Below are 21694 nucleotides of genomic sequence, written 5' to 3'. Positions count from 1 at the left end.
TATACCTTCAAAGATCGAACACACATTTAGAAACATCATGGGGATAAAATAAAGTAAAACCCGGATGATACAATGTTTCATCCAGGTTTGTTTTTCTAAAGATACCCATATTAATAATCGAGTCCCATAACCTCTCGGACTGTACTCAAATTTTTACAAGCCACTTCTCGTGCCGACTCGCTTCCTTCAGAAACAATTCGTTTTACTGAACTTAAATCAGATTCATATTCAGCAATTGATTCCTGAATGGGTTGTAACTCTTTATTAATCGCATCGACAACCGGTCTTTTACATTCAATGCACCCAATTCCAGCAGTACGACACCCTTTTTGTACCCAATCTCTAACTTCATCATTTGAGTAAATTTTATGGAATTGCCAAACCGGGCATTTTTCTGGTTCACCAGGATCAGTTCGTTTGATACGAGCAGGATCAGTTGGCATTGTCAATACCTTCTTCTCAACCTGCTCAGGAGGTTCTCTGAGCATAATAGTATTATGATAAGACTTAGACATCTTTTGTCCGTCAAGACCAGGCATTTTTGCAGTTTCTGTAAGTAATGGATAAGGTTCAGGTAGAATAATTTTACCGCTACCCTCTATGTAACCTAATAGACGCTCTTTATCACCGATGGACAAATTAGGTTGATCTTCTAAAAGAGCTTGTGCTGTTTTAATCGCTTCGTGATTTCCATGCTCCTGAAACTGTCGACGTAATTCACTATAATATTTACCGTTCTTTTTCCCCATTTTCTTAATTGCTTCGGCTGCTAATTCCTCAAAATTAGGCTCCTTGCCATAAATATGATTAAACCTGCGTGCAATTTCTCTGGTAAGTTCAATATGCGATACCTGATCTTCACCAACAGGAACATAATCGGCATGATAAATCAGTACATCAGCGCTTTGTAAAAGAGGATAGCCTAAAAAACCATACGTCGATAAATCTTTTTCTTTCAATTTTTCTTGCTGATCTTTGAAACTAGGTACTCGCTCTAACCATCCCAAAGGAGTAATCATAGATAAAAGTAAGTGCAGTTCCGCATGTTCAGGAACCCAGGATTGAATAAATATTCGAGACAAGCCAGGATTAACCCCACAAGCAAGCCAATCCACAATCATATCCCACAGATGTTTTTCTATAAAGCCAGGTTCATCATATTGTGTTGTTAAACCATGCCAATCAGCTGCAAAAAAGAAGCAATCATATTGATGTTGTAATTTAATCCAATTTTTTATTACACCATGATAGTGTCCAAGATGTAATCTGCCACTAACTCTCATTCCAGAAACAACTCGTTTATTGGAACTAAATAATGCTGACATCAATATCCTCTTTATAAAATTAATTAATTAGACCTCTTTGGGGACTCGCTGCAGAGAGAGAAGGGTACACGCCAGTACATGAGGATTCGAGCATCACCGTATCGACGAAACAATTCTCTTCTGCAGTAGAGTCTCAAAAGAGATCTATTTACCTAAAGGGTTCAGGATCACCTTTACCCTCTCTTATTATCACTGGATAATCACCAGTTAAATCGACTACTGTTGTAGGCTCTTGCCCACAATGGCCACCATCAATAACCAAATCAATCTGCTCTCCCAAAATATCGCGAATCGCTTCAGGTTCGCTCAATGGAGCCTTAGCACCAGGAAGAATTAAAGTAGTACTCATTAAAGGCGCTTCAAGACATTCCAACAATGCTAGTGTAATATTATTATCTGGAACACGTAATCCCAGAGTTTTTCTTTTTGGATGCAACATTAAACGAGGTACTTCATGTGTTGCATTAAGAATAAAAGTATAAGCCCCAGGTGTGAATGCTTTCAATAATCGGAATATAGGATTAGATACTCTCGCATAAGTACCAAGCTGAGATAAATCTCGACAGACAAGAGTCATATTATGATTTTTGTCCAATTGCCGTAATCGCCTGATACGCTCAAGTGCCGCTTTATTACCTAATCCACAACCCAGGGCATAACCTGAGTCTGTAGGATAAACAATTAATCCACCTTCCTCAATAATATTCACCGCTTTCCTCAACAAACGAGCTTGCGGATTATCAGGATGTAATGCAAAAAACTGACTCATAAAGTCCCCTGTTAGATGTTCCATTCATGCCAAATAGGTGTACAGTTTACTGGCAGCCGTTTTTGACTTCCGAGGTTTACACGCGAAACAAAATCACCATGATAATCTGAACCAGAAGAAGCTAACAAATGAAATCTTAGGCATGTAGCAGCCATTTCATTCACTTCAGTTACTGTCATTTCACCTGAAACCACTTCTATTCCTACTCCACCAGTCTCTTTAAATTCGTTAATTAACTCATGCAATTTAGAACGCGTCAATCCGTATTTAAGTGGATGAGCGATAACTGCCTGACCATCTGCAGCAATAATACCCTCTACTGCTTCCTGAATACTAATCCAGGGGGTAGGAACATAGGCAAATTTACCTCTACCTAGAAATCGTTTAAATGCCGTACTAAGATCATGAGCTTTACCTTCATTAACAAGAAGCTGCGCAAAATGAGGTCTTCCCACTCGCTCATGGCCCGCTAATTCGCATGCTTTTAAATAAGCATCTGAAATACCGAGTGAAGCTAATGCCACTCCTATTTGCTGAGCACGTGCTACCCTGCTTTGGTTTTGTCGTTCAATCAGTTCAAGAAGGCCTACAGTATGATTAATTTGGTAACCTAGAATGTGTAACTCGTGTTTTTTCCATCGGACGCTAAGCTCGATACCATTAATTATTTTTATCGATGTTAATGAAGCCGCTTGTAATAATTCAGGATAGCCTGCGACGGTATCATGATCTGTAAGCGACAGACACCTAATTTTTTGGTTTTGTGCTTTTTGTATTAATTCTGTTGGACTTAATGCCCCATCAGAAAAATAGCTATGGCAATGAAGGTCGATCATGAATTAATGTTAATATCAAAAAAGATGATTGTAGCATAAATCTTGCAGAAGATGAGCTTTCTGCACTATTCTTGTGTGCTTATACATCCTGGTACAGTCAAAAAATATAATAATACTATACTCATAATATATATACTTTATTGAGGAAAACCAAAAGATAATGATTCATAATGTTCATCATGTTAAATTATGTCGAAAGTCAATTGCAGCGCGAAATAACAAACAAGCTGATTTTCTTGATGCAATTGATCGCTCTGACATAACCTTTGCTGTTGGCCCTGCTGGAACAGGGAAAACTTATTTGGCTGTTTCTAAAGCCATACAATGTTTTGAAAAAGGTGAAGTCCAAAGATTAATTTTTGTAAGGCCAGCAGTTGAAGCTGGAGAAAAATTAGGGTTTCTTCCAGGAGATTTAGTTGAAAAAGTCCTTCCTTATTTAAGACCCATTTATGATGCACTCTATGAAATGATAGGTTTTAAAGAAACACAAAAATTGATTCAAACAGATATTATCGAAGTTTTGCCCTTAGCATTCATGCGTGGCAGAACTTTAAATGAGGCATTTATCATTCTTGATGAAGCACAAAACACAACCATTATGCAAATGAAAATGTTTTTAACGCGTATAGGTTTTGGTTCAAAAGCTGTAGTCACCGGAGATATGACCCAAGTTGATTTGCCAAAAGGTATTGATTCCGGACTCGCCCATGCAGTAGGATTATTCAAAAAAATACCGGAAATTAGTATTCATACGTTTACAAGTCGTGAAGTAGTGCGACATCCGTTAGTATCTAAAATTGTTGATTGCTATGATAATGCATCAACAGGAAAAAAATAAATGAGTTATTATATCGATATTCAAAATGCAACTGATGAGCCACTCCCTGTTAGTGAAGAAGAATTAACACATTTGGCCTCATTGGCTTTAAGGGATTATCAAAAAGAAGCTGAACTCACTGTTCGTTTGGTTACGGCAGAAGAAATGATCCACTTAAACTATACATACAGAAAGCAAAATAAAACAACCAATGTATTGGCATTTCCCAGTGCTTTACCGCCTGAAATTCAATTGGAATGCCCGCTATTAGGCGATGTTATTATTTGTCCGCAAGTCTTGTTAGAAGAAAGCAAGCAACTTAAAAAAACTTTAGAATCGCATTGGGCATTGATTTTGATTCATGGAATCTTGCATTTATTGGGCTATGATCATATTAAAGATGATGAAGCAGTCATAATGCAAGCTATTGAAATTAAATTATTAGCTGAACTTGGATTTTCTAATCCTTATGACGCAGAGGGTAATGAACTTGAATAAAGAGGAAGATAGTAGTAAGTGGTTCGCTCGCTTTAAACAGTTTTTGCAAGGAGAACCACAAAATCAAGAGGAGCTTGTAAGTTTATTAAGAGACGCTCAAATTCGTTCTCTTATCAGTGCTGAAACTTTAGCAATGATTGAAGGGGCAATTTCTTTCTCCAAAATGCGTGTTCGCGACATCATGTTGCCCAAAAATCAGATGGTTTGCATCAAACAAGACGATGAATTCGGCGATATTATTAAAACAGTAACCCAAACAGGCCATTCAAGATTCCCGGTAATTGCTGGTGACTCCGATGAGGTCATTGGGATATTGCATGCAAAAGATTTATTACGCTATCAATCTACTAACCTTGACACCTTTGATTTGCTGGATATTTGTCGTCAAGTTACTTTTGTTCCTGAAAGTAGACGCTTAGACAGCTTACTCAGTGAGTTCCGCAGTAACAAAAATCACATGGCCATAGTTGTAGACGAATATGGTGAAGTTTCAGGCTTTGTAACTATTGAAGACATTATCGAACAGATAATTGGCGACATTGAAGATGAATTTGATATCGATGAAGACGCCTACATTAAAGTACATGAAGACGGGCACTATATTGTTAAAGCCCATATGCCCATTGATGAATTCAATGAGCAACTTAAAGCAGATTTTAGTGATGAATTTTATGATACAATAGGTGGTATTGTAATGAATAGTTTTGGTCGTTTACCTTCACGAGGGGAAACCATTACGATTGATTCTTTTGAGTTTAGGATTATTAATGCAGATGCTAGAAGAATCAAGTTAATGGAATGTATTGATAAACGCAAGGCATAATAAAGTATGAATGGTAATATTCTCATAATTGATGACGATATAGAATTGACCGATTTACTAACCCAATATCTGGAACCAGAGGGTTTCCATGCTATTTGTGTGCATGATGGTGAAAGCGGGGTGAAAAAAGCCTTAAATCAGACTTTTGATGCAATTATTCTTGATGTCATGTTACCTAAACTAAACGGTTTTGAGGTATTAAAGGCTATTCGTGAACATCTGGAAACTCCCGTCCTCATGTTAACTGCTCGGGGCGATGATATCGATCGTATTGTAGGTCTGGAAATAGGTGCAGACGATTATTTACCTAAACCATGTAATCCACGTGAACTGGTAGCTCGTTTACGGGCAATTTTAAGACGTACTCAAAAAATTCCCACATCAAGACCTATCATCGAACAACATAATATTGTAGTTGACTGTTCCAAGCGTCATGTAACTATGGCCGGAAATTATCTTGAACTCACAAATGCTGAGTTCAATATTTTAGAGATGCTTATTAAATCACCAGGACAAGCATTTTCAAAAGAAGAACTTACCGAATATGCTCTTGGCAGAAAATACACTACATATGATCGTAGTATCGATGTTCATATCAGTAACTTAAGAAATAATTTAGGTGATAACCCTCAAGGTGAACCTATAGTTAAGACTGTTCGCGGATTTGGATATATGTTTAATGCGTAGTTTGTATTGGAAAATTTTTATTTCATTTTGGTTAGCTACAATACTTATCATTTTCACTACCGCCTGGGTAATCAGTCATATTGTACAAAAATCATCATTACCTGCCCAAGAACAATTATTTATGGACAGTTACGCAAATGCCGCGGTTGCAACTTATGAATCAGGAAGACAAACTGCACTATTAAAATGGCTGAATAAAATTGGTATTTCGCGCCATATGTCAATTTATTTATTAACCAGTACTGGTGAAATTATTGGAACCCAGGCTGCACCAGCAAATGTGAAAAAAGTTGCAGAAAATCTGCTCCAGGATCAGTTGAGTGAAGGTATTTTAAAATCAGGGAAACTTATTGTTAGTCATGAAATTTTATCCACTTCAGGAAAATTTTACCGGCTTGCTGCAGTGAGTGAAAAACCTATCTATCATTTTGTCGGGGTTCCCTGGGCTGGCCTAGCGATTCGTCTCGTTTTAGCAACATTTATTAGCGGTCTTATCTGTTATTTATTATCACGATACTTAACCCAACCCTTGCGCTCTTTGGGAATGGCAGCCAAATCAATTGCTACTGGAAAGTTAAATACACGTGTTGGTCGTTTAAGAGGACATTACAATGACGAAATAGCTCAATTAAGTCATGAATTTGATCGTATGGCAGAGCAACTGGAAACATTAGTCAACTCAAAAGAAAGATTGTTACAAGATATTTCACATGAATTACGTTCCCCTCTCGCTCGCTTGCAAATTGCTATTGAATTAGGGCGCAATAAAACACTTCATTTGGCAGATACTGAGTTTAATCGCATGGAGCTTGAATGCTCCAGGTTAAATGCTTTAATCACTGAGGTACTGGAATTTGCTCGCTTGGAAAAATCAACAACTGATCTTAATTTAAACGAAATTGACCTTTCTGTTCTTTTATTCGATGTCATTAACGATGCCAATTATGAAGTTGGAGAAGAAACGCCTCGTGTTAAAGCAGGAATAATTGAACCGTGCTGCTTATTAATCGATGAACGCCTGATTCACAGAGCAATAGAAAATGTAGTGCGCAATGCACTCCATTACTCACCTGCCAGCGAACAAATTATTGTTTCATTAAAATATGATGAAACTAAAGAACATGTATATATTGATATCAGTGATAAAGGTCCAGGCGTACCTGAAAGTCAACTAGAAAGAATATTTAATCCATTTTATCGTGTAGACACATCAAGAACAAAAAAAACGGGTGGGTATGGTTTAGGGTTAGCCATCGCTTTTCGTGCAATTCAATTACATCATGGTGAAATTACGGCTTTAAATAATCCTGATGGAGGATTGCTTGTACGAATCATTCTTCATTCAGCACCTCAAATCAAAAATAAAGCATCTGAATTGAATTCAGTTATGGATGCATTAACTACATAATATCTCATATGAAGTGGAACTGTTTTTCTCTGTCTAATTAAGGTACAATATGCCGGGTAATAGAAGCATTAGGATCACTTTTATATGACCATAGCCCAGAAATTAGATAAAGCAAGTGGTGTCTTTTTCTTCACTGGCTTTTTGCTTTCAAAGCTCCAGTATATCCCTTTCCCGCTCGCATCAGCTATTTTCAGATTCGTTTCATTAGGAATCTATTCACTTGCATATCTCTCTTGGCTTACAGCGTCTCTTCTCCACCCAGATCATCCAGTGAATTACCGCAAATGGTACGGTTTTGCGCAAATTAAAGAACAATTCCTGTTGTCCTCATTTGTAGGATTAACTGCGACAATAATCAGTGTTGCTGCCGTTTTTATACCTGCTCTATTTCCTCCAGCAGCATGGCTTTTCCTGATTGGTAATGCAATATGGGCAATTGGAGAATATCATAAATTTAAAAATCCGCCGAAAGATGATGCGAACTACTCATCGGCGCGACAAAAAAGTTACGTATCTTATGCGGTGACATCAACCTCTATAAGTCTGGTCGCAGCAGTTGCAGCTACCCTTATATTTTTCTTTCCGCCCATGGCAATACCAATTACTATTTTTTCTCTGATTATTTGTGCAGGACTTGGTGCATTGGCATTTGAATTTTGGCTAAATTGCACTTTTGGAAATCATAAACCAGACCAAACTCCAGAAAGTTACACAGAGATGGGCGATAGCTTAGGTCCTTCAATTTCAGAAGAGCCTTCTAACTCACCAGAACCAGGTTACTTCAACTGTTTATTTCCCAAATCAACAAAAAAATCCTCTACCTCTAATACTATTGAATTGTCAGATATTCTAGATATTAAAGAAAATCAAGAGGAGCATAGTCTTCAGAGCAAGACTCTTTTATAATTGACTCCCTTCAGTTTTAATTGAGCTTCATTATGGATCAAACAATTGCGAAAATGATTTCAAATGCACATAAGGCACTTGCCAATTCTTACTCACCCTACTCTAAATTTAGCGTAGCCTGTTGTATTTGTACCGATAAAGATAATTTATATACAGGTGTCAATGTAGAAAACAGCTCTTATGGTTTGGCAGTGTGTGCAGAAACCTCAGCAATTTCTGCCATGGTGTCTGCAGGCGAGCAACGTATTAAAAGTATGGTTGTACTGGCAGGAACAAATTTATTATGTTCGCCTTGTGGGGCATGCAGGCAAAGAATTTATGAATTTTCAACACCTGATACCGTGATCCATCTATGTGATAAAAATTCAATATTACATAGCGTAAAGATTAATGGACTATTGCCCTTGGCTTTTAAATTTGATTTTAACCCGTAGGGTCTGTTTACATTTCGCAAGCTTGAGCCCAAATGCCCAGACTTTCCGTGCACTGAAGTGCGGAAAATCAGGACAGTTTGACCAAAACAGAAGAAATGGAAACAGCCTCTAATTAATAGGAAGATTTTTATGACAGATACTGCACCAAAGCAGAGTTATGCCCATTTAGCAGCAAATTATATTAAAAAATTATATCCTTCATTTAAACCAACCATAGGTGTGGTATTAGGATCAGGTTTAGGTAAATTTGCTGAGGAATTACAAGATTCGATTCGAATCAGTTATGAAGAACTGCCTGGATTTCCCAAAATAACTGTTCAAGGTCACGGTGGTAATTTAATTTTTGGGTATTGGAATAATGTAGGTGTTGTATGTTTACAAGGTCGAGCCCATACATATGAAGGTTTGGAAAATTATGAAACAGTTAAAACCTATATTCGTACTTTAAAACTCTTAGGATGCGATTATTTCATTGCCACTAATGCATCAGGCTCCTTAAGAGAGGATGTTGGTCCAGGTGAATTGATGCTTATTTCCGATCATATTAATTTGCAGCCCAGTAATCCTCTAATTGGCCCTAACGATGATAAGTTTGGTCCAAGATTTTATCCTTTAGACAACGCTTATGATAAAGAAATGCGTTTTGACTTATTATCCATTGCTGCAAAAAACTCAATCCGACTTACAGAAGGGGTTTATATCTCTGTACTCGGCCCGCATTATGAAACAGCTGCTGAAATCAGAGCATTTAAACTTTGGGGAGCAGATGCTGTAGGGATGTCTACGGTTCCAGAAGTATTGGTGGCAAATCATTGTGGTATGCATGTAGCAGTTATTGCTATGATTACCAACTATGCTACAGGCCTTTCAAAAACAGCCCACAGCCATGAATCGGTGATTGCGATGGCAGAAAGTGCCTCAGAAAAACTTAATTTCATTCTAAAACAGTACATTGCGAGTTTAAAATGAGTTTAGAAACCCATTTTAATGAAGTTATGGAAGCATTGCTTGGCGGTTACTCTAAGAATACCATTACCACCAAGCAACTGATTCACTCCATTGATCTTACCCTCTTGGATGAATGCGCGACCATTGAATCACTGAACCAATTAAAATACAGTGCAAATCAAAACCAGGTTGCTGCACTATGTGTTTATCTGCAGCATCTCGATCAATTCTCTTCGCAAAATACCATTGACTTAGCTACAGTGATTAATTTTCCGCAAGGAATTGAAGAGGTGGCTGATTCAATTGCATCTATAGAAAAAGCGATTCAATTGGGTGCTGCAGAAATTGACTATGTCTTTCCTTATCCTCTTTATCTAAAGGAACAAAAGCAAAAGGCTTTAAATCAATGTGAGGCTATTGCGCAATTATGCAAACAGCAAAAACTTGTTTTAAAAATTATTTTAGAAACGGGTTCTTTTCCTGATATGGAAACCATTTACAATGCAAGCAAAGAGTTAATTGAATTAGGATGCGATTTCATTAAAACCTCAACAGGTAAAATCCAAGCAGGAGCATCTTTATCGGCGGTATTTGCAATATTATGCGCTATTCAAGATACAAACACATATTGTGGGATCAAGATTTCAGGAGGCATTAGAAAACCACAGCACGCTTATAATTATGCACGACTCGCAGAGTTAATGCTTGACAAGCAAATTAATAAGAGCTGGTTTCGAATCGGTGCCAGCAGTTTATTGGAAGAACTGTTAAAAATAAATTAATTCTCGGTTATACTGCGCAAGGCCGCAAAATTAATGTTAATGTGACCCGGATAATTCCCTATTTGCTGAACGATACTATCTAACTAATAGGTCTATTATTTTCGGTCATGTTCCTAACTGGAGTTTAAGCCCTATGAATCGAAAAAACTTATTTAAGTCCGTTTTAGTATTACTTTTTAGTTTTATTTTATTCAGCTGTAATAAAGCATTACCTCCTGGTGAATATGATTCAGCTGAAGTAGGTAAAGTTAAAAAAGTCATTCCAGGCACAATTATTTCAAAGCGACCTGTAAATTTGCGTCGAAACATGAGCAATATTACTAAAAACACAAATAATAGTTTTGAGGATAATGGCTACAGTCAATCGCGTGGTGTTGAGTATGTGATTCGATTAAATTCAGGCGGAATTATTTCTGTAGTTCAGGCGGAAGATCTCAAGCTAAAAACAAAGCAAAAAATTCTCGTAATCTATGGAAAAAACACACGTGTAGTTGCAGATAATGGTAGCGATGCCTATTAAAACCCGAACGCTACAGAGTGTACTAACAATTTCCTTAGTACTCCTACATACCGCGACTTATTCCTGAGCGATCCACGCGAAATTTAACCCTCCTACGTGCCGTGCATAAAGCGCAGTACGTAGGACTTTGAGTATAGTTTATTTAAAAACATAAAAATGACATTCAAGTTTCGCAAGGATCTCTCCGGACTTGTTCGCGGTATCCGTAATCTTAATTATCTAAATAATTTCTTTATAAGATAACGCCATTCTGAATTTAATTTTCAATGAGATTCCTCATCATTACTTTTAACTTGCAAGTTTAGCTTAATTCTCTTATAGAAAAAAACATTGTGTTGATTTTAGGAGTAGAGCTTATACTACCCTATAAAATGGCCAACCACATCAAGGCGCCATAATACACACTAACAATAAACGCTTTAAAACACTCTTCAGGTATTCTTTTACTAATTAACCTTTGTTGGTACATCAAGACGATTCCTGCCATAAACCAAAAAATATAAAACCATAAACTTATTTGATTCACCAGCGCCCAACATAACCACAAACTATGAAATAAACTTTGTAACACACCAATAATCATTCGATCGTAACTAGCAAAATAAATTGCAGTAGATTTCACACCAATGCGCAAATCATCTGCTTTATCGGCCATGGCATACATTGTGTCGTAAACAAGAATCCAGGAAAAATTGATTAAAAATAATAAAAAAAACTCACCATTTAAAGGAAGATCTGATGCAACATAAGCCATAGGAATTCCCATGGAGAACGCTAACCCAAGGATCAGTTGGGGAGCATCTAGAAAACGCTTACAAAAAGGATATAAAAAAGAAATAAATAATGCGATTAATCCAAAATAAAAACAATTTCGGGGTAACTGAACTAATATAAATAATGCAGCGAAAAGCAAGATTATTAATAAAAGAAAGGCTTCGGGCAAAGTAACTTCGCCAGAAGTTAATGGCCTTAATTTAGTGCGTGCGACATGTTTATCGATATTCCGATCTGCTATATCATTTATCACACAGCCTGCGGCTCGCATAAGTACAGTGCCACATAAAAAAAGGATAAAAAGCCTAAGTGTCGGCACGCCTTTATTTGCTAACCATAAAGCCCATGCTGTTGGAAACCAAAGCAATAAAATTCCCACAGGCTTATCAAAACGCATCAGCCGCCAATATGCATTCCATTTCATGAAGTAATACCCTCAAGTTCAGGGAACATAATTTCAGCTAAATAAAATGACTCCTTTTCCTGAAATAAAAACTCTGCAAGCCGAACCCAAAGTACGCCATCTACAAAACCCAAGTTTCTTTTTACCCAATAGTATTCCAAACACTGTTGATCAATTGGATAATTGATTGACTGGACACGATACACTTTATCTTCTTTAAAGATTAAATTTTTTATTGACTCATTTTCCAAACGGCCAAAAAAAGCAGGATCAAGATCATAACATTTTTTGGGAATAATGCTTCGAGCATACCAATAAGCAACATTGTGGCTTTTCATAACAATTTCGCGTTGAAAAACCAGCTTATCTTGAATTTGTAAAAAATTTTTATTCCACCAGTCCGTATTCGTCCAACATTGGGAAATCAGCTCAACTTGCGCATCACCTTTAATTTGGTGCAGTTTATCAGTCAATGAATCCTGATAATTAAGCCACTCTGTGAGTTGCTCAGAACTTTGTGCACTTATTGTAAAAATAGAATGAGTATCAATAGGCATGGATTTTAGTACATTACAAAATATATTCAGCAAGATCTTACAAAATTAACGCATCAGCGACAAGTTATTGCTAATTCTTATTCTACCAAGTCGATTTAATATGATAATAACCTGCTCATGGGTATTTTTATTAATTAAAATAAAACGTCCATTACTAATTGCTTGTCCTGGGTAAGTTGAGAATACAATCTGATTTGTGGAGCTTGCACCCTCCCAATTCAGATCCCAACAAGGATGACTCCATTGCCAGCGATAAATCGGTTCAATTTTATTTGTTTTTTTATTTAAAAAATTTAAAATCATACCATTTGACCAACTGGATGAAGCATCTAGAGGTGCAAGAGATACAGAGCTGCCAAGGATAATAGCCTGGAGTTTGGCATACTGTATTACAGTCCGCAATTCATCAATGAGTACTTTTTGCTCATTTTTTCTTATAAAATAAGTATATGAGCCAATACCAACTATTGATAAACTTAAAAACAATGCCATGGTTATCAATAATTCAAGCAGCGTAAACCCTTTTACTTTCATAAATAAAACTTATTTCCTAGTTACTTCCTGTTTGCGAGTTGCGAAATAAAATATCACAGTTTTATAAAATTACTAGAATTTCGTTACAATTCACTAGATTGAATTGCAAAGCCTTGATTTTTGCGTACTGAAGCGCAGCATACATAAAGGTATGGGAACATAAAAACGCAGAAAATCAAGACATTGCGGCTAAGATAACGGAGTTGTAAATAAACTCTACATACCAAAAGAAAAAGATTCCTCTAATTCTAAATCATCGTAATTGTCCTCACAGAAGATTCCATCAATAACTGTTTGCATAGGTTCACTTCCTCTGCTTAATGAACGAAGCAATCGAGGATGAGCTTTAGAATCCTTATGCAATAAACCTAATATGCGTAAACTTTGGGTAAAAGATAAATCCCAACGTGCAAAATACTCTTCTTTGTATATGTTTTTATTGCCTCTATTAAGCAACTCAAGTAATTGAACAAATGCTTCATATACCTTCTCACTGGGATTTTTTTTCAGTTCTTTTAATAAATTAATTGCAATATGAAAAATTACATGTGTTTCATTGTGAATTTTTGCAAAATGATTTAAACATGCAAAAGGTGTTTTCAATGAAAAAGAATGACGAGCAAAATCAAAGATTTTTTTGTCGGTACTGTCAGTGAATAATTCTTGTGATAATTTTAAAAGCACAGGATATACAGCAAGTAAAATCTTATGATGCTCATTCCCAATGGATGTAGATGAAGTATGTGGCATTATTTCATTGCCAAAAAAAGTTAGAGGACTCTCATCCTGTTTAGGACTTTTGGGCGAAGTTGCAGTTGTACTAAAGTAAAGGTTCCGCAGCTCTTCAGCTTGTTGTATTAGCTCCGTTCGATTAGGTACAGTAGACTCCTCAATAAGTCGATATACTATTTCAAACCAGCGCCTATCCCCTCGATAACAACAGTAAGAAAGTAATTCACCCAAAGAACTAAAAGTCGTATACATAAATTCTTCATTTTCATATTCTTCGGAGTCATTTTTTCGATACCGCATGTTCAAATAGTTGTTTGTCTCCTCGTAGCCTGCATCGATCATTTGTTTTCTAGTCTCTTCTCCTACTGTGAATGACGAACTTGATACATTATCGACATTGATCACGATGGATTGACATGCATATTTTCTCAACTTCAAGCGATCTTTTTCCCAACCGCTCGCCGGATCACTAACACCAGTTAGCAATCTATAAATCCAGTTTAATACAACATTTTCTCTATAAACCCTGTCCATAACCCGATCTATTGCCTTACGTTCAGGCCCATCATCAAACTTAACAGCCAATACTTTTAAGTTATTACCATATTCAGATTCAAGCAAGGTTGAATGGTCATCAGAAAAAGGCTCGGTGGGAAGATTATTTAATATACCGCCATCATTATGTTCTTCTCCATCAATAAGCGTTGATCTATAGACTATGGGAAAACTTGCAGATGTTTTAACTGCCTCACTTACCTCAAACGCTGGTGAGTGTAAAAAGGAAAAATATCGAGTTGTGCCCTGACGTTTATTTGTTGCTGTAACTACTAGCTCTTTTCCAATTCCACAACCAGGACATTTTTGCCGAATTGCTTCTAAAGTAGCAAAAGTAATTTTACCCTGTGGGTATGGGATTTGATATTCGGTAACAATTTGATTCAATTTATAAGCAATTGCATAATCAAGCGCGGTCTTTAATGAGTTTGCTTCAGAAAATCCATTGATATTGATATCAAAATGAACCAAATGTTCATGCTTGAAATGTTTAAATAATTCTTCAATTTCAGATGCAGAGTAACCTAAATAGCACAATAAAGCCATGATGGCACCTGCTGAACTCCCAGCAAATTTATCAGGGTATATTTTGGCTTCATTTAACGATTTCCAGACGCCAACATGTGCAAAAATTTTTGCACCACCACCACAAAACACTATATTTTCAATATTAGGTTTTCTTTCTCTAACCAGAATCTCATGTGATTTTAAAAATCGGAAAATCTCAATTTTTTTTGTTTCATAGAGCGATACTACTTGTTTCTCTTTAATTGATTTACTTTTAACTTTTTCATCATTTAACCAAGGAAAAAACCAACTCCAAATTCGAACATACCATGGCTTCAGTGACATAAAACGCTGCATTTTTCGGTAATCATGCATTTTATCCAGACGTTCTTGGGGATCGGATACTTCTATAGATTGTGGATGAGGACTTTTGCATACTGATTCAAATTTGATATTTTTTATATTAAGCGCAATGAGCTTATCAACCAATTTATCAGTAATAAAAACTCGTTTGGTATTCCCTAGAGGCTCTTGCTGTGAATCATTAGGATCATTATATTTTGTCCCTATACCCGGGACTAGAAATTGATTGAAACCAATCAATATACCATGATTACCATGACACATTTGAATACCAGTCAATTGATAATGGGATATATTTTTAAGTGATAAATCTAAATCACTTATTTTCCAATGTTCTTGATATTTCCCCTGAAACCAACTTACTATCCTACCCCACCATGTTAAGGCGACCTCGGCTGTAAAACCTCGATATTCATTCACCGTGACGCCACTTAAAAATGCCTTGGTTTTATCCTTTTGATGGGGCTCCAAAAACCATTGCTTAAACAATGCTCTTTTTTCATCGCTTAAACGGGTAAAATCGAACATTATTTGTTCGTTATCAAATAGATAGTTACCAAAAGCAATTTTATTATCAGGTGGTAAACCATTAATTTGCAGGCGCCCTAAATAAGCCGTAATGATAATTTTTTTTAATAAATCCAGATTTTGAGGATATTGGTGTGCGTCAGATGCAAGCAACTGACTTATTACGTGTTGTGGTGTCATGACTTATCCTTAAGTTATGATAATCCATTAACGTTCAGCAATAATTTAATCACTATTCCCAGTTGTATATTGCTCAATTGATCTTGCTTTAATTAACTTGATTCTTAGTTCTCTCCATTACCTCTCTTGTTCTAACTATATGATGACGATGCTCTTTGTTTTATTATTTTTAACCATCACAAATATATTTAACACAAATTTATCAGAAATTAAATAGAGCAAAAACTATTCGGATCGTTTCATTGATTTGAATCGTCCATACTTCGAATGATTGTAATATCAAGAATATGAAGAAATTGTGGGTTAAAGCAGAACTGCAGAATTTCATGAAGTAAAAATTGCCAGATTAACAGTCCATGGACAGCTATGAATAATTGTGTTTTATTTACTCAATTCACAAGTAGTTTCTGCCATCCCCGCGCAGGGATCCATTTCTATATTGGCAATGTGCTCCATCATGGATGGATTTCTGCCTTCGCAGGAATAATAGCTAAGTTTGGCAGCTATGGACTGTAAAGCCTATAGTTTTTTTGAAAGTTCAATCCCTACCCTACGTGGAAAGAATTAAATATTCTGTATACTACTTAAAATTTCATCTACAACTAGTTCCGGATTAGTCGCTTGAGTGATTGGACGCCCTACTACTAGAAAATCGCTACCTTCTTCAATAGCTTGTTTAGGAGTCATTACTCTTGATTGATCATCATTTGAATTACTCGCAAGTCTAATACCTGGAGTAACCGTAATAAATTGGTCATTACAAGCACTTTTTATTATTTTCACCTCTTGAGCAGAACACACTACACCATCCAAACCTGACTCTTTGGTCAAAATTGCCAAATTCTTCACCTGGTCCATTACTGGTGCATTCACTCCAATAGCAGTTAGTTCATTTTGGTTAAAACTAGTTAAAACAGTTACCGCAATTAATATCGGTCTATTAACACCATAAGAATCAATTGCTTTTCTTGCAGCCTGCATCATGCTCATTCCGCCTGAAGCGTGAACATTCATCATCCAAACCCCCAGATCAGCTCCCGCTTTGCAAGCTCTTGCAACCGTATTAGGAATATCATGAAATTTTAAATCTAAAAATACTTTAAATTGTTTTTTAATCAGTTGTTTCACAAAGTGTGTCCCAAGCAGTGTAAAAAGCTCACTGCCCACTTTTAATGCACAACTTGTCGGATCAAGTTTTTCAACCAAATTTAAAGCATCGTGCTCCTTATCAAAATCTAATGCAACAATTAGTTTAGGCATCATTTATGCTATCGCCTCTTCTTTATGTACTTCCAGAGCACTTTTTACCGCGCTAACAATTCTCGTTTGCTCCGCTTCTTGTAAATAAGGATGCATAGGTAAGCTGATAACTCGGCTGCTTGCGTATTCTGCATGTGGAAAATCACCCATTTTATAGCCTAAATAGGCCATGGCTGTTTGCTGATGTAAAGGTACTGGATAATGAACGGCTGTAGGAATTCCTGACTCTTGCATCGCTTTTTGAAATGCATCACGATTATTTACTTCAATAGTATATTGTGCATAAACACTGGTATTATAACTATGAACAAACGGTGTTTTGACTAAAGGCGAAAGCATTTGATCATAAGACCTGGCAACTCGTTGACGCATGATGATTTCATCTGGAAAAAGTTTCAGCTTTTCAATTAAAACAGCTGCTTGGATTGTATCCATTCGTCCATTAATTCCTATACGATTATGGCAATAACGTGCATTTTGGCCATGAATTCTTATTTCAATAAGTTTTTGGGCTAAAGCATCATCATTGGTAAAACAGGCTCCGGAATCTCCATAACCACCTAAAGGTTTGGAGGGAAAAAAGCTGGTGCATCCAATCGTTGATAAAGCACAAGAATACTTACCTTTATAAGTCGCTCCAAAACTTTGTGCTGCATCTTCAATTACTGGGATACCGTAGCGAGCAGCAATAGAATTAATTTCATCATGATCAGCACATTGGCCATATAATCCAACTGGCATTATTGCCTTAGTTTTACTAGTAATTGCCGCTTCCAACTGATCAGGGTCCATATTATAAGTAAGCGGATCAATATCTACAAAAACAGGCTTAGCTTGACAAAGACTAATCACCTCTGTGGTAGCAAAAAAACTAAAAGGAGTGGTAATTACTTCATCGCCTGGCTGAATTTCCAAAGCCATTAATGCCATTAATAAAGCATCAGTTCCACTTGAATTGACAATGGCATGTTTCACCCCTATAAAATCAGCCAATTGCTTTTCAAGGTGTGCAATTTCAGGCCCCATGATGTATTGACCATGATTCAAAACGTTTTTAATGCTAGTCAAAATTTCGTTTTCTATTATTGAATATTGTTTTTTTAAATCGATAAATTGCATCATAATCTCTTAAAAATTGGTTAATATCCTTCCAATCCATGGACAGGTTTCATTCTTCCCCAGTTTTTACAACTGGGACAATGCCAATGAAGATGTTTTCCACCAAAACCGCAATGAACACATCGATAAACTGGCTTATTGTCTAAAAATTTACTGGTTATATCATAAAGCATTTGTAACTTGTCACGCACTTTTCCGTGAGCAGACTCAAGATGCCAATAGATTAACTGATTTAAACCTCGAATTGATGGATGTTTGCTCAAATTATCGGCTACAAAATCTATCGCTGCATCCATATTTTTTTGTTGTCTCAAATACTCTGCTATTACAAAAATTACTGAAGCTCTGGGATTATCCTCTAAGGTCTCTTCAAGATACTTGACGCACTCATCCATTGTATTTAATTCTTTATGACATATAACTAAAGGTTCGATAATTTCAGTTAAAAAATCAGCATCTTGTTGAGGAATGCGTTTTAATGAACGAATTGCTTGTTTGAAACGGCCTTCTTTCATTTCAAGGCTTGCATTCATTAAACTTGCTCGAACTGATTGATTGTCGACAGATATTGCCTGTTTAATACAATAAGCCGCCTTATCAATTGCATTTGTTTTTAATGCCTGATTGGCCATTTCACAATAGTAATGCGCCGCTTGATTATGAAAACTTGTCCCGGTCGAGATCTCCAGTTTTTTAATCACATCTAAAGCTTTTTCCCATGCTTTTTCTTGTTGATAAATCGCTAATAAGCCATGTAAACTACTTGTTTCTTTAGAGCCCCCCAATTCTACAACCTCTAAAAAAATTCGTTCTGCACGATCAAATAAACCAGCGCTCATATAATCCTGGCCTAGTGCCATTAAAGATTCTTTTCTTTGCAAAATACTTAGCTGGGGTCTTGCGATTAAATTTTGATGTATCCGTATGGCTCTATCTACTTCGCCACGGCGTCTGAATAAACTTCCCAATGCAAGATGTGTTTCTACAGTATCGCTATCGACTTCTAATAATTTAATAAAAACATCAACGGCCTTATCCGGTTGCTCATTTAGAAGATAATTTAATCCGACAACATACTCACGGGATAAACGATTATAAAAAGTTGGATCTTCCTTAGGTTTGCTACGATTTGCCATCCACCAACCAGACCAAGCAGCAGCAGGCAATAGTAATGGCCATAAATCTATCATTATTACCCTCCTCTGTGCATGTCAAGTTTATAATAATAAAAAAACTAATGCTGATCTTGCAATGGAATTGATCGCAAATTTTTAATTTCTTTTTCAGTCAATTTTAATTGGTTTTTAATTTTGTGGCATTCAGCTTTTAAACGCCAATATCGCCACATAAAAAGTATAAATCCTATTAAAATACCAATGCCCAGCATAATTGTCATAAGAACAGAGATAGGCATTGATATGACTTTAAAATAAAAATTAACATCTACCGAAGTAGCATTTAGAGCAGCAAAACTAACGCCAATAATGATCAAAAGTATATAAATAACCAGCATTAATATGCGCATAAATTCTTCCTTTTTAGTGACCTAGGCAGAGCGAAGCAGTCCCAGATTTTTCCAGGACACAACATAACAATAACCTAAGTTGTACTTCGCGTCACTCAGGCTATTAAAATATACAAACAAAAAAAAGCGTAGAAGAATCTACGCTTTCTTAACTAATTGACAATAAAGAAATTAATCACTCTCTTTGCTTGCCATTTTTTCTTTCAGTAAATCACCTAAGGTTGTTGAAGCACCTTCAGTTCTAGAATATTTCTTAATCGCATCTGCTTCATCTTGGGCGTCTTTCGCTTTTACTGAAAGAGTAATTGAACGATTTTTGCGGTCAACGTTTATAATTTTTGCTTCAATCTCGTCACCTTCTTTGACAAGAGTAGTAGCATCATCAACACGCTCATCAGACAGTTCACTTGCACGAATAGTACCGGTAATGTCATCTGCCAAAGCTACAGTAACTGTCTTAGGATCTACGGCCACAACAGTACCTTTTACAATAGCACCTTTGGTGTACTCATCAACAAAACTTGCAAAGTTATCGCCTTCAAGCTGTTTAATACCCAAAGAAATACGCTCACGCTCAGGATCTATAGCAAGAATAACAGCTTCCATCTCTTGACCTTTCTTGAACTGTTTTACTGCCTCTTCACCAGGAACAGTCCAGGAAATATCAGACAAATGAACTAAGCCATCAATATCCCCATCCAAGCCAATAAATATTCCAAAATCGGTAATTGAACGAATCTTACCACTTACTTTTTGACCTTTAGTGTGACTTGCAGCAAATTGTTGCCATGGGTTGCCAACACATTGCTTCATACCTAAAGAAATACGGCGTCTTTCTTCATCAATTTCAAGAACCATAACATCAACCACGTCACCCAGAGACACCACTTTACTTGGATGTACGTTTTTATTGGTCCAATCCATTTCTGACATGTGGACTAAGCCTTCCACACCTTCTTCTATTTCAACAAAGCAACCGTAATCTGTAATGTTCGTAACTTTACCTTGTAATTTTTTGCCTATAGGATAACGCTCTACCAGATCAACCCAAGGATCGTTACCTAATTGTTTCATACCTAAAGAAACACGGTTTCTTTCGCTATCAAAACTTAATACTTTTACTTTTACATCTTGGCCAACGGATAATACTTCACTTGGATGTTTTACGCGTTTCCATGAAATATCAGTGATATGCAACAAGCCATCTATGCCGCCCAAGTCAATAAATGCACCATAATCGGTAAGATTTTTAACGATACCATGGAGCTCTTGACCTTCATGCAGGGACTCGAGCAATGCTTGTCTGTCAGCGCTGCTTTCTTCTTCAACAACCGCACGACGGGATACAACAATATTATTGCGCTTTAAATCCATTTTAATTACTTTGAATTCAAGCTCTTTGCCTTCCAGATAAGAAGGATCTCTTACAGGTCTGACGTCTACTAATGAACCAGGTAAGAAGGCGCGTATAGTACCAATTTCAACAGTAAATCCGCCTTTGACCTTCCCAGAAATAAGACCGGTAACTGTTTCATTGTTTTCATGTGATTTAGATAATTTACGCCAAGCTTCCTGACGTTTAGCTTTTTCTCTCGAAAGTATCGTTTCACCGTAGCCATCTTCTACAGAATCTAAAGCTACTTCGACGGTATCGCCCAGGTTAACTTCCAACGCACCATCTTTATCATAAAATTCTTCTTTAGGTACAATACCCTCGGATTTTAGACCGGCATTTAAAATGACATAATCATTATCGATACCGATAACCTTGGCATTAATAATGGCACCTGGATAAAATTGAGCACCGGCAATACTTTGCTCAAACAATTCTTTGAAACTTTCAGACATGTTAATAAACTCTTTAGTAAAAAAATGAAAGAATGAGTCCCACTCATCTTTCCCCC

Annotated in this window: 22 protein-coding genes; 10 read left to right on the top strand and 12 right to left on the bottom strand. The window is 36.6% G+C overall.

Going from position 1 to position 21694, the window contains the following annotated elements; all coding sequences use genetic code 11:
- Positions 1 to 110 precede the first annotated feature (110 nt).
- From A8O27_RS08345 to A8O27_RS08335, 3 genes are all read right to left on the bottom strand, one after another.
- Positions 111 to 1325, bottom strand: coding sequence for a tryptophan--tRNA ligase (locus A8O27_RS08345; RefSeq protein ID WP_058459804.1), 1215 nt, complete (start codon positions 1323 to 1325; stop codon positions 111 to 113).
- Between the two features lie 148 nt (positions 1326 to 1473).
- Positions 1474 to 2094, bottom strand: a complete 621-nt coding sequence (locus A8O27_RS08340) for an L-threonylcarbamoyladenylate synthase (protein ID WP_058459803.1) — start codon at positions 2092 to 2094, stop codon at positions 1474 to 1476.
- A gap of 11 nt (positions 2095 to 2105) precedes the next feature.
- Positions 2106 to 2930, bottom strand: coding sequence for a PHP domain-containing protein (locus tag A8O27_RS08335; protein ID WP_058459802.1), 825 nt, complete (start codon positions 2928 to 2930; stop codon positions 2106 to 2108).
- A 160-nt stretch (positions 2931 to 3090) separates the two neighbouring features.
- Here A8O27_RS08335 and A8O27_RS08330 point away from each other — a divergent pair, with 160 nt between their 5' ends.
- The 10 genes from A8O27_RS08330 to A8O27_RS08285 all read left to right on the top strand — a co-directional run bounded on the left by A8O27_RS08330 (position 3091) and on the right by A8O27_RS08285 (position 10753).
- On the top strand, positions 3091 to 3768 hold the full coding sequence (locus A8O27_RS08330; RefSeq protein WP_082642451.1) for a PhoH family protein: 678 nt from the start codon (positions 3091 to 3093) through the stop codon (positions 3766 to 3768).
- Entirely contained in the window at positions 3769 to 4245 is a 477-nt protein-coding gene (gene ybeY / locus A8O27_RS08325) for an rRNA maturation RNase YbeY (protein WP_058459801.1), read from the top strand. It begins immediately after the preceding gene.
- Positions 4232 to 5068, top strand: coding sequence for a CorC family transporter (locus A8O27_RS08320; protein ID WP_235810532.1), 837 nt, complete (start codon positions 4232 to 4234; stop codon positions 5066 to 5068). The genes ybeY and A8O27_RS08320 overlap by 14 nt, the downstream gene beginning before the upstream one ends.
- A gap of 6 nt (positions 5069 to 5074) precedes the next feature.
- Positions 5075 to 5755 carry a two-component system response regulator CpxR gene (gene cpxR / locus A8O27_RS08315; protein WP_064115078.1) on the top strand — a complete coding sequence of 227 codons (681 nt, stop codon included), beginning with the start codon at positions 5075 to 5077 and terminating at the stop codon, positions 5753 to 5755.
- Positions 5748 to 7163 (top strand): two-component system sensor histidine kinase CpxA, encoded by a 1416-nt coding sequence (gene cpxA / locus A8O27_RS08310; RefSeq protein ID WP_058459799.1) that lies wholly within the window; start codon positions 5748 to 5750, stop codon positions 7161 to 7163. Before cpxR ends, cpxA begins: the two co-directional genes overlap by 8 nt.
- Before the next feature lie 84 nt (positions 7164 to 7247).
- Positions 7248 to 8069, top strand: a complete 822-nt coding sequence (locus tag A8O27_RS08305; RefSeq protein WP_058459798.1) for a hypothetical protein — start codon at positions 7248 to 7250, stop codon at positions 8067 to 8069.
- Positions 8070 to 8101: 32 nt separating this feature from the next.
- Complete coding sequence (cdd, locus tag A8O27_RS08300; protein ID WP_058459797.1) at positions 8102 to 8503, top strand: cytidine deaminase; 402 nt, start codon at positions 8102 to 8104, stop codon at positions 8501 to 8503.
- Positions 8504 to 8632: 129 nt separating this feature from the next.
- Positions 8633 to 9472, top strand: a complete 840-nt coding sequence (locus A8O27_RS08295; RefSeq protein WP_058459796.1) for a purine-nucleoside phosphorylase — start codon at positions 8633 to 8635, stop codon at positions 9470 to 9472.
- A complete protein-coding gene (deoC, locus tag A8O27_RS08290) occupies positions 9469 to 10233 on the top strand; it encodes a deoxyribose-phosphate aldolase (protein WP_058459795.1) in 765 nt (254 codons plus the stop codon). Before A8O27_RS08295 ends, deoC begins: the two co-directional genes overlap by 4 nt.
- Before the next feature lie 133 nt (positions 10234 to 10366).
- Positions 10367 to 10753: a hypothetical protein gene (locus A8O27_RS08285; protein ID WP_058459794.1), complete on the top strand. Its 387-nt coding sequence runs from the start codon at positions 10367 to 10369 to the stop codon at positions 10751 to 10753.
- A 364-nt stretch (positions 10754 to 11117) separates the two neighbouring features.
- Here the strand turns inward: A8O27_RS08285 and ubiA are convergent, their stop codons facing one another.
- From ubiA to rpsA, 9 genes are all read right to left on the bottom strand, one after another.
- Positions 11118 to 11951 carry a 4-hydroxybenzoate octaprenyltransferase gene (gene ubiA, locus A8O27_RS08280; RefSeq protein ID WP_082642450.1) on the bottom strand — a complete coding sequence of 278 codons (834 nt, stop codon included), beginning with the start codon at positions 11949 to 11951 and terminating at the stop codon, positions 11118 to 11120.
- Positions 11948 to 12487 carry a chorismate--pyruvate lyase family protein gene (locus tag A8O27_RS08275; RefSeq protein WP_058459793.1) on the bottom strand — a complete coding sequence of 180 codons (540 nt, stop codon included), beginning with the start codon at positions 12485 to 12487 and terminating at the stop codon, positions 11948 to 11950. Before A8O27_RS08275 ends, ubiA begins: the two co-directional genes overlap by 4 nt.
- 45 nt (positions 12488 to 12532) lie before the next feature.
- Positions 12533 to 13021 (bottom strand): GspH/FimT family pseudopilin, encoded by a 489-nt coding sequence (locus tag A8O27_RS08270; protein WP_058459792.1) that lies wholly within the window; start codon positions 13019 to 13021, stop codon positions 12533 to 12535.
- 216 nt (positions 13022 to 13237) lie between these two features.
- Positions 13238 to 15886 carry a Dot/Icm T4SS effector VpdC gene (vpdC, locus tag A8O27_RS08265; RefSeq protein WP_058459791.1) on the bottom strand — a complete coding sequence of 883 codons (2649 nt, stop codon included), beginning with the start codon at positions 15884 to 15886 and terminating at the stop codon, positions 13238 to 13240.
- A 564-nt stretch (positions 15887 to 16450) separates the two neighbouring features.
- The gene (pyrF, locus tag A8O27_RS08260; RefSeq protein ID WP_058459790.1) at positions 16451 to 17149 is read right to left on the bottom strand and encodes an orotidine-5'-phosphate decarboxylase; all 699 of its coding nucleotides are present in this window, start codon (positions 17147 to 17149) and stop codon (positions 16451 to 16453) included.
- On the bottom strand, positions 17150 to 18265 hold the full coding sequence (locus A8O27_RS08255) for a DegT/DnrJ/EryC1/StrS family aminotransferase (protein WP_058459789.1): 1116 nt from the start codon (positions 18263 to 18265) through the stop codon (positions 17150 to 17152).
- Between the two features lie 20 nt (positions 18266 to 18285).
- Positions 18286 to 19455 (bottom strand): lipopolysaccharide assembly protein LapB, encoded by a 1170-nt coding sequence (gene lapB / locus A8O27_RS08250; protein ID WP_058459788.1) that lies wholly within the window; start codon positions 19453 to 19455, stop codon positions 18286 to 18288.
- A 44-nt stretch (positions 19456 to 19499) separates the two neighbouring features.
- Entirely contained in the window at positions 19500 to 19790 is a 291-nt protein-coding gene (locus A8O27_RS08245; protein WP_058459787.1) for a lipopolysaccharide assembly protein LapA domain-containing protein, read from the bottom strand.
- Between the two features lie 171 nt (positions 19791 to 19961).
- The gene (gene rpsA, locus A8O27_RS08240; RefSeq protein WP_058459786.1) at positions 19962 to 21638 is read right to left on the bottom strand and encodes a 30S ribosomal protein S1; all 1677 of its coding nucleotides are present in this window, start codon (positions 21636 to 21638) and stop codon (positions 19962 to 19964) included.
- Between the last annotated feature and the right edge of the window lie 56 nt (positions 21639 to 21694).

It is taken from the genome of Legionella bozemanae, from assembly GCF_001648595.1.
GTDB classification, from domain to species: Bacteria; Pseudomonadota; Gammaproteobacteria; order Legionellales; family Legionellaceae; genus Legionella; species Legionella bozemanae.
The sequence above is the reverse complement of the archived record's forward strand: the minus strand, read 5'-3'. Positions and strand labels throughout refer to the sequence as shown.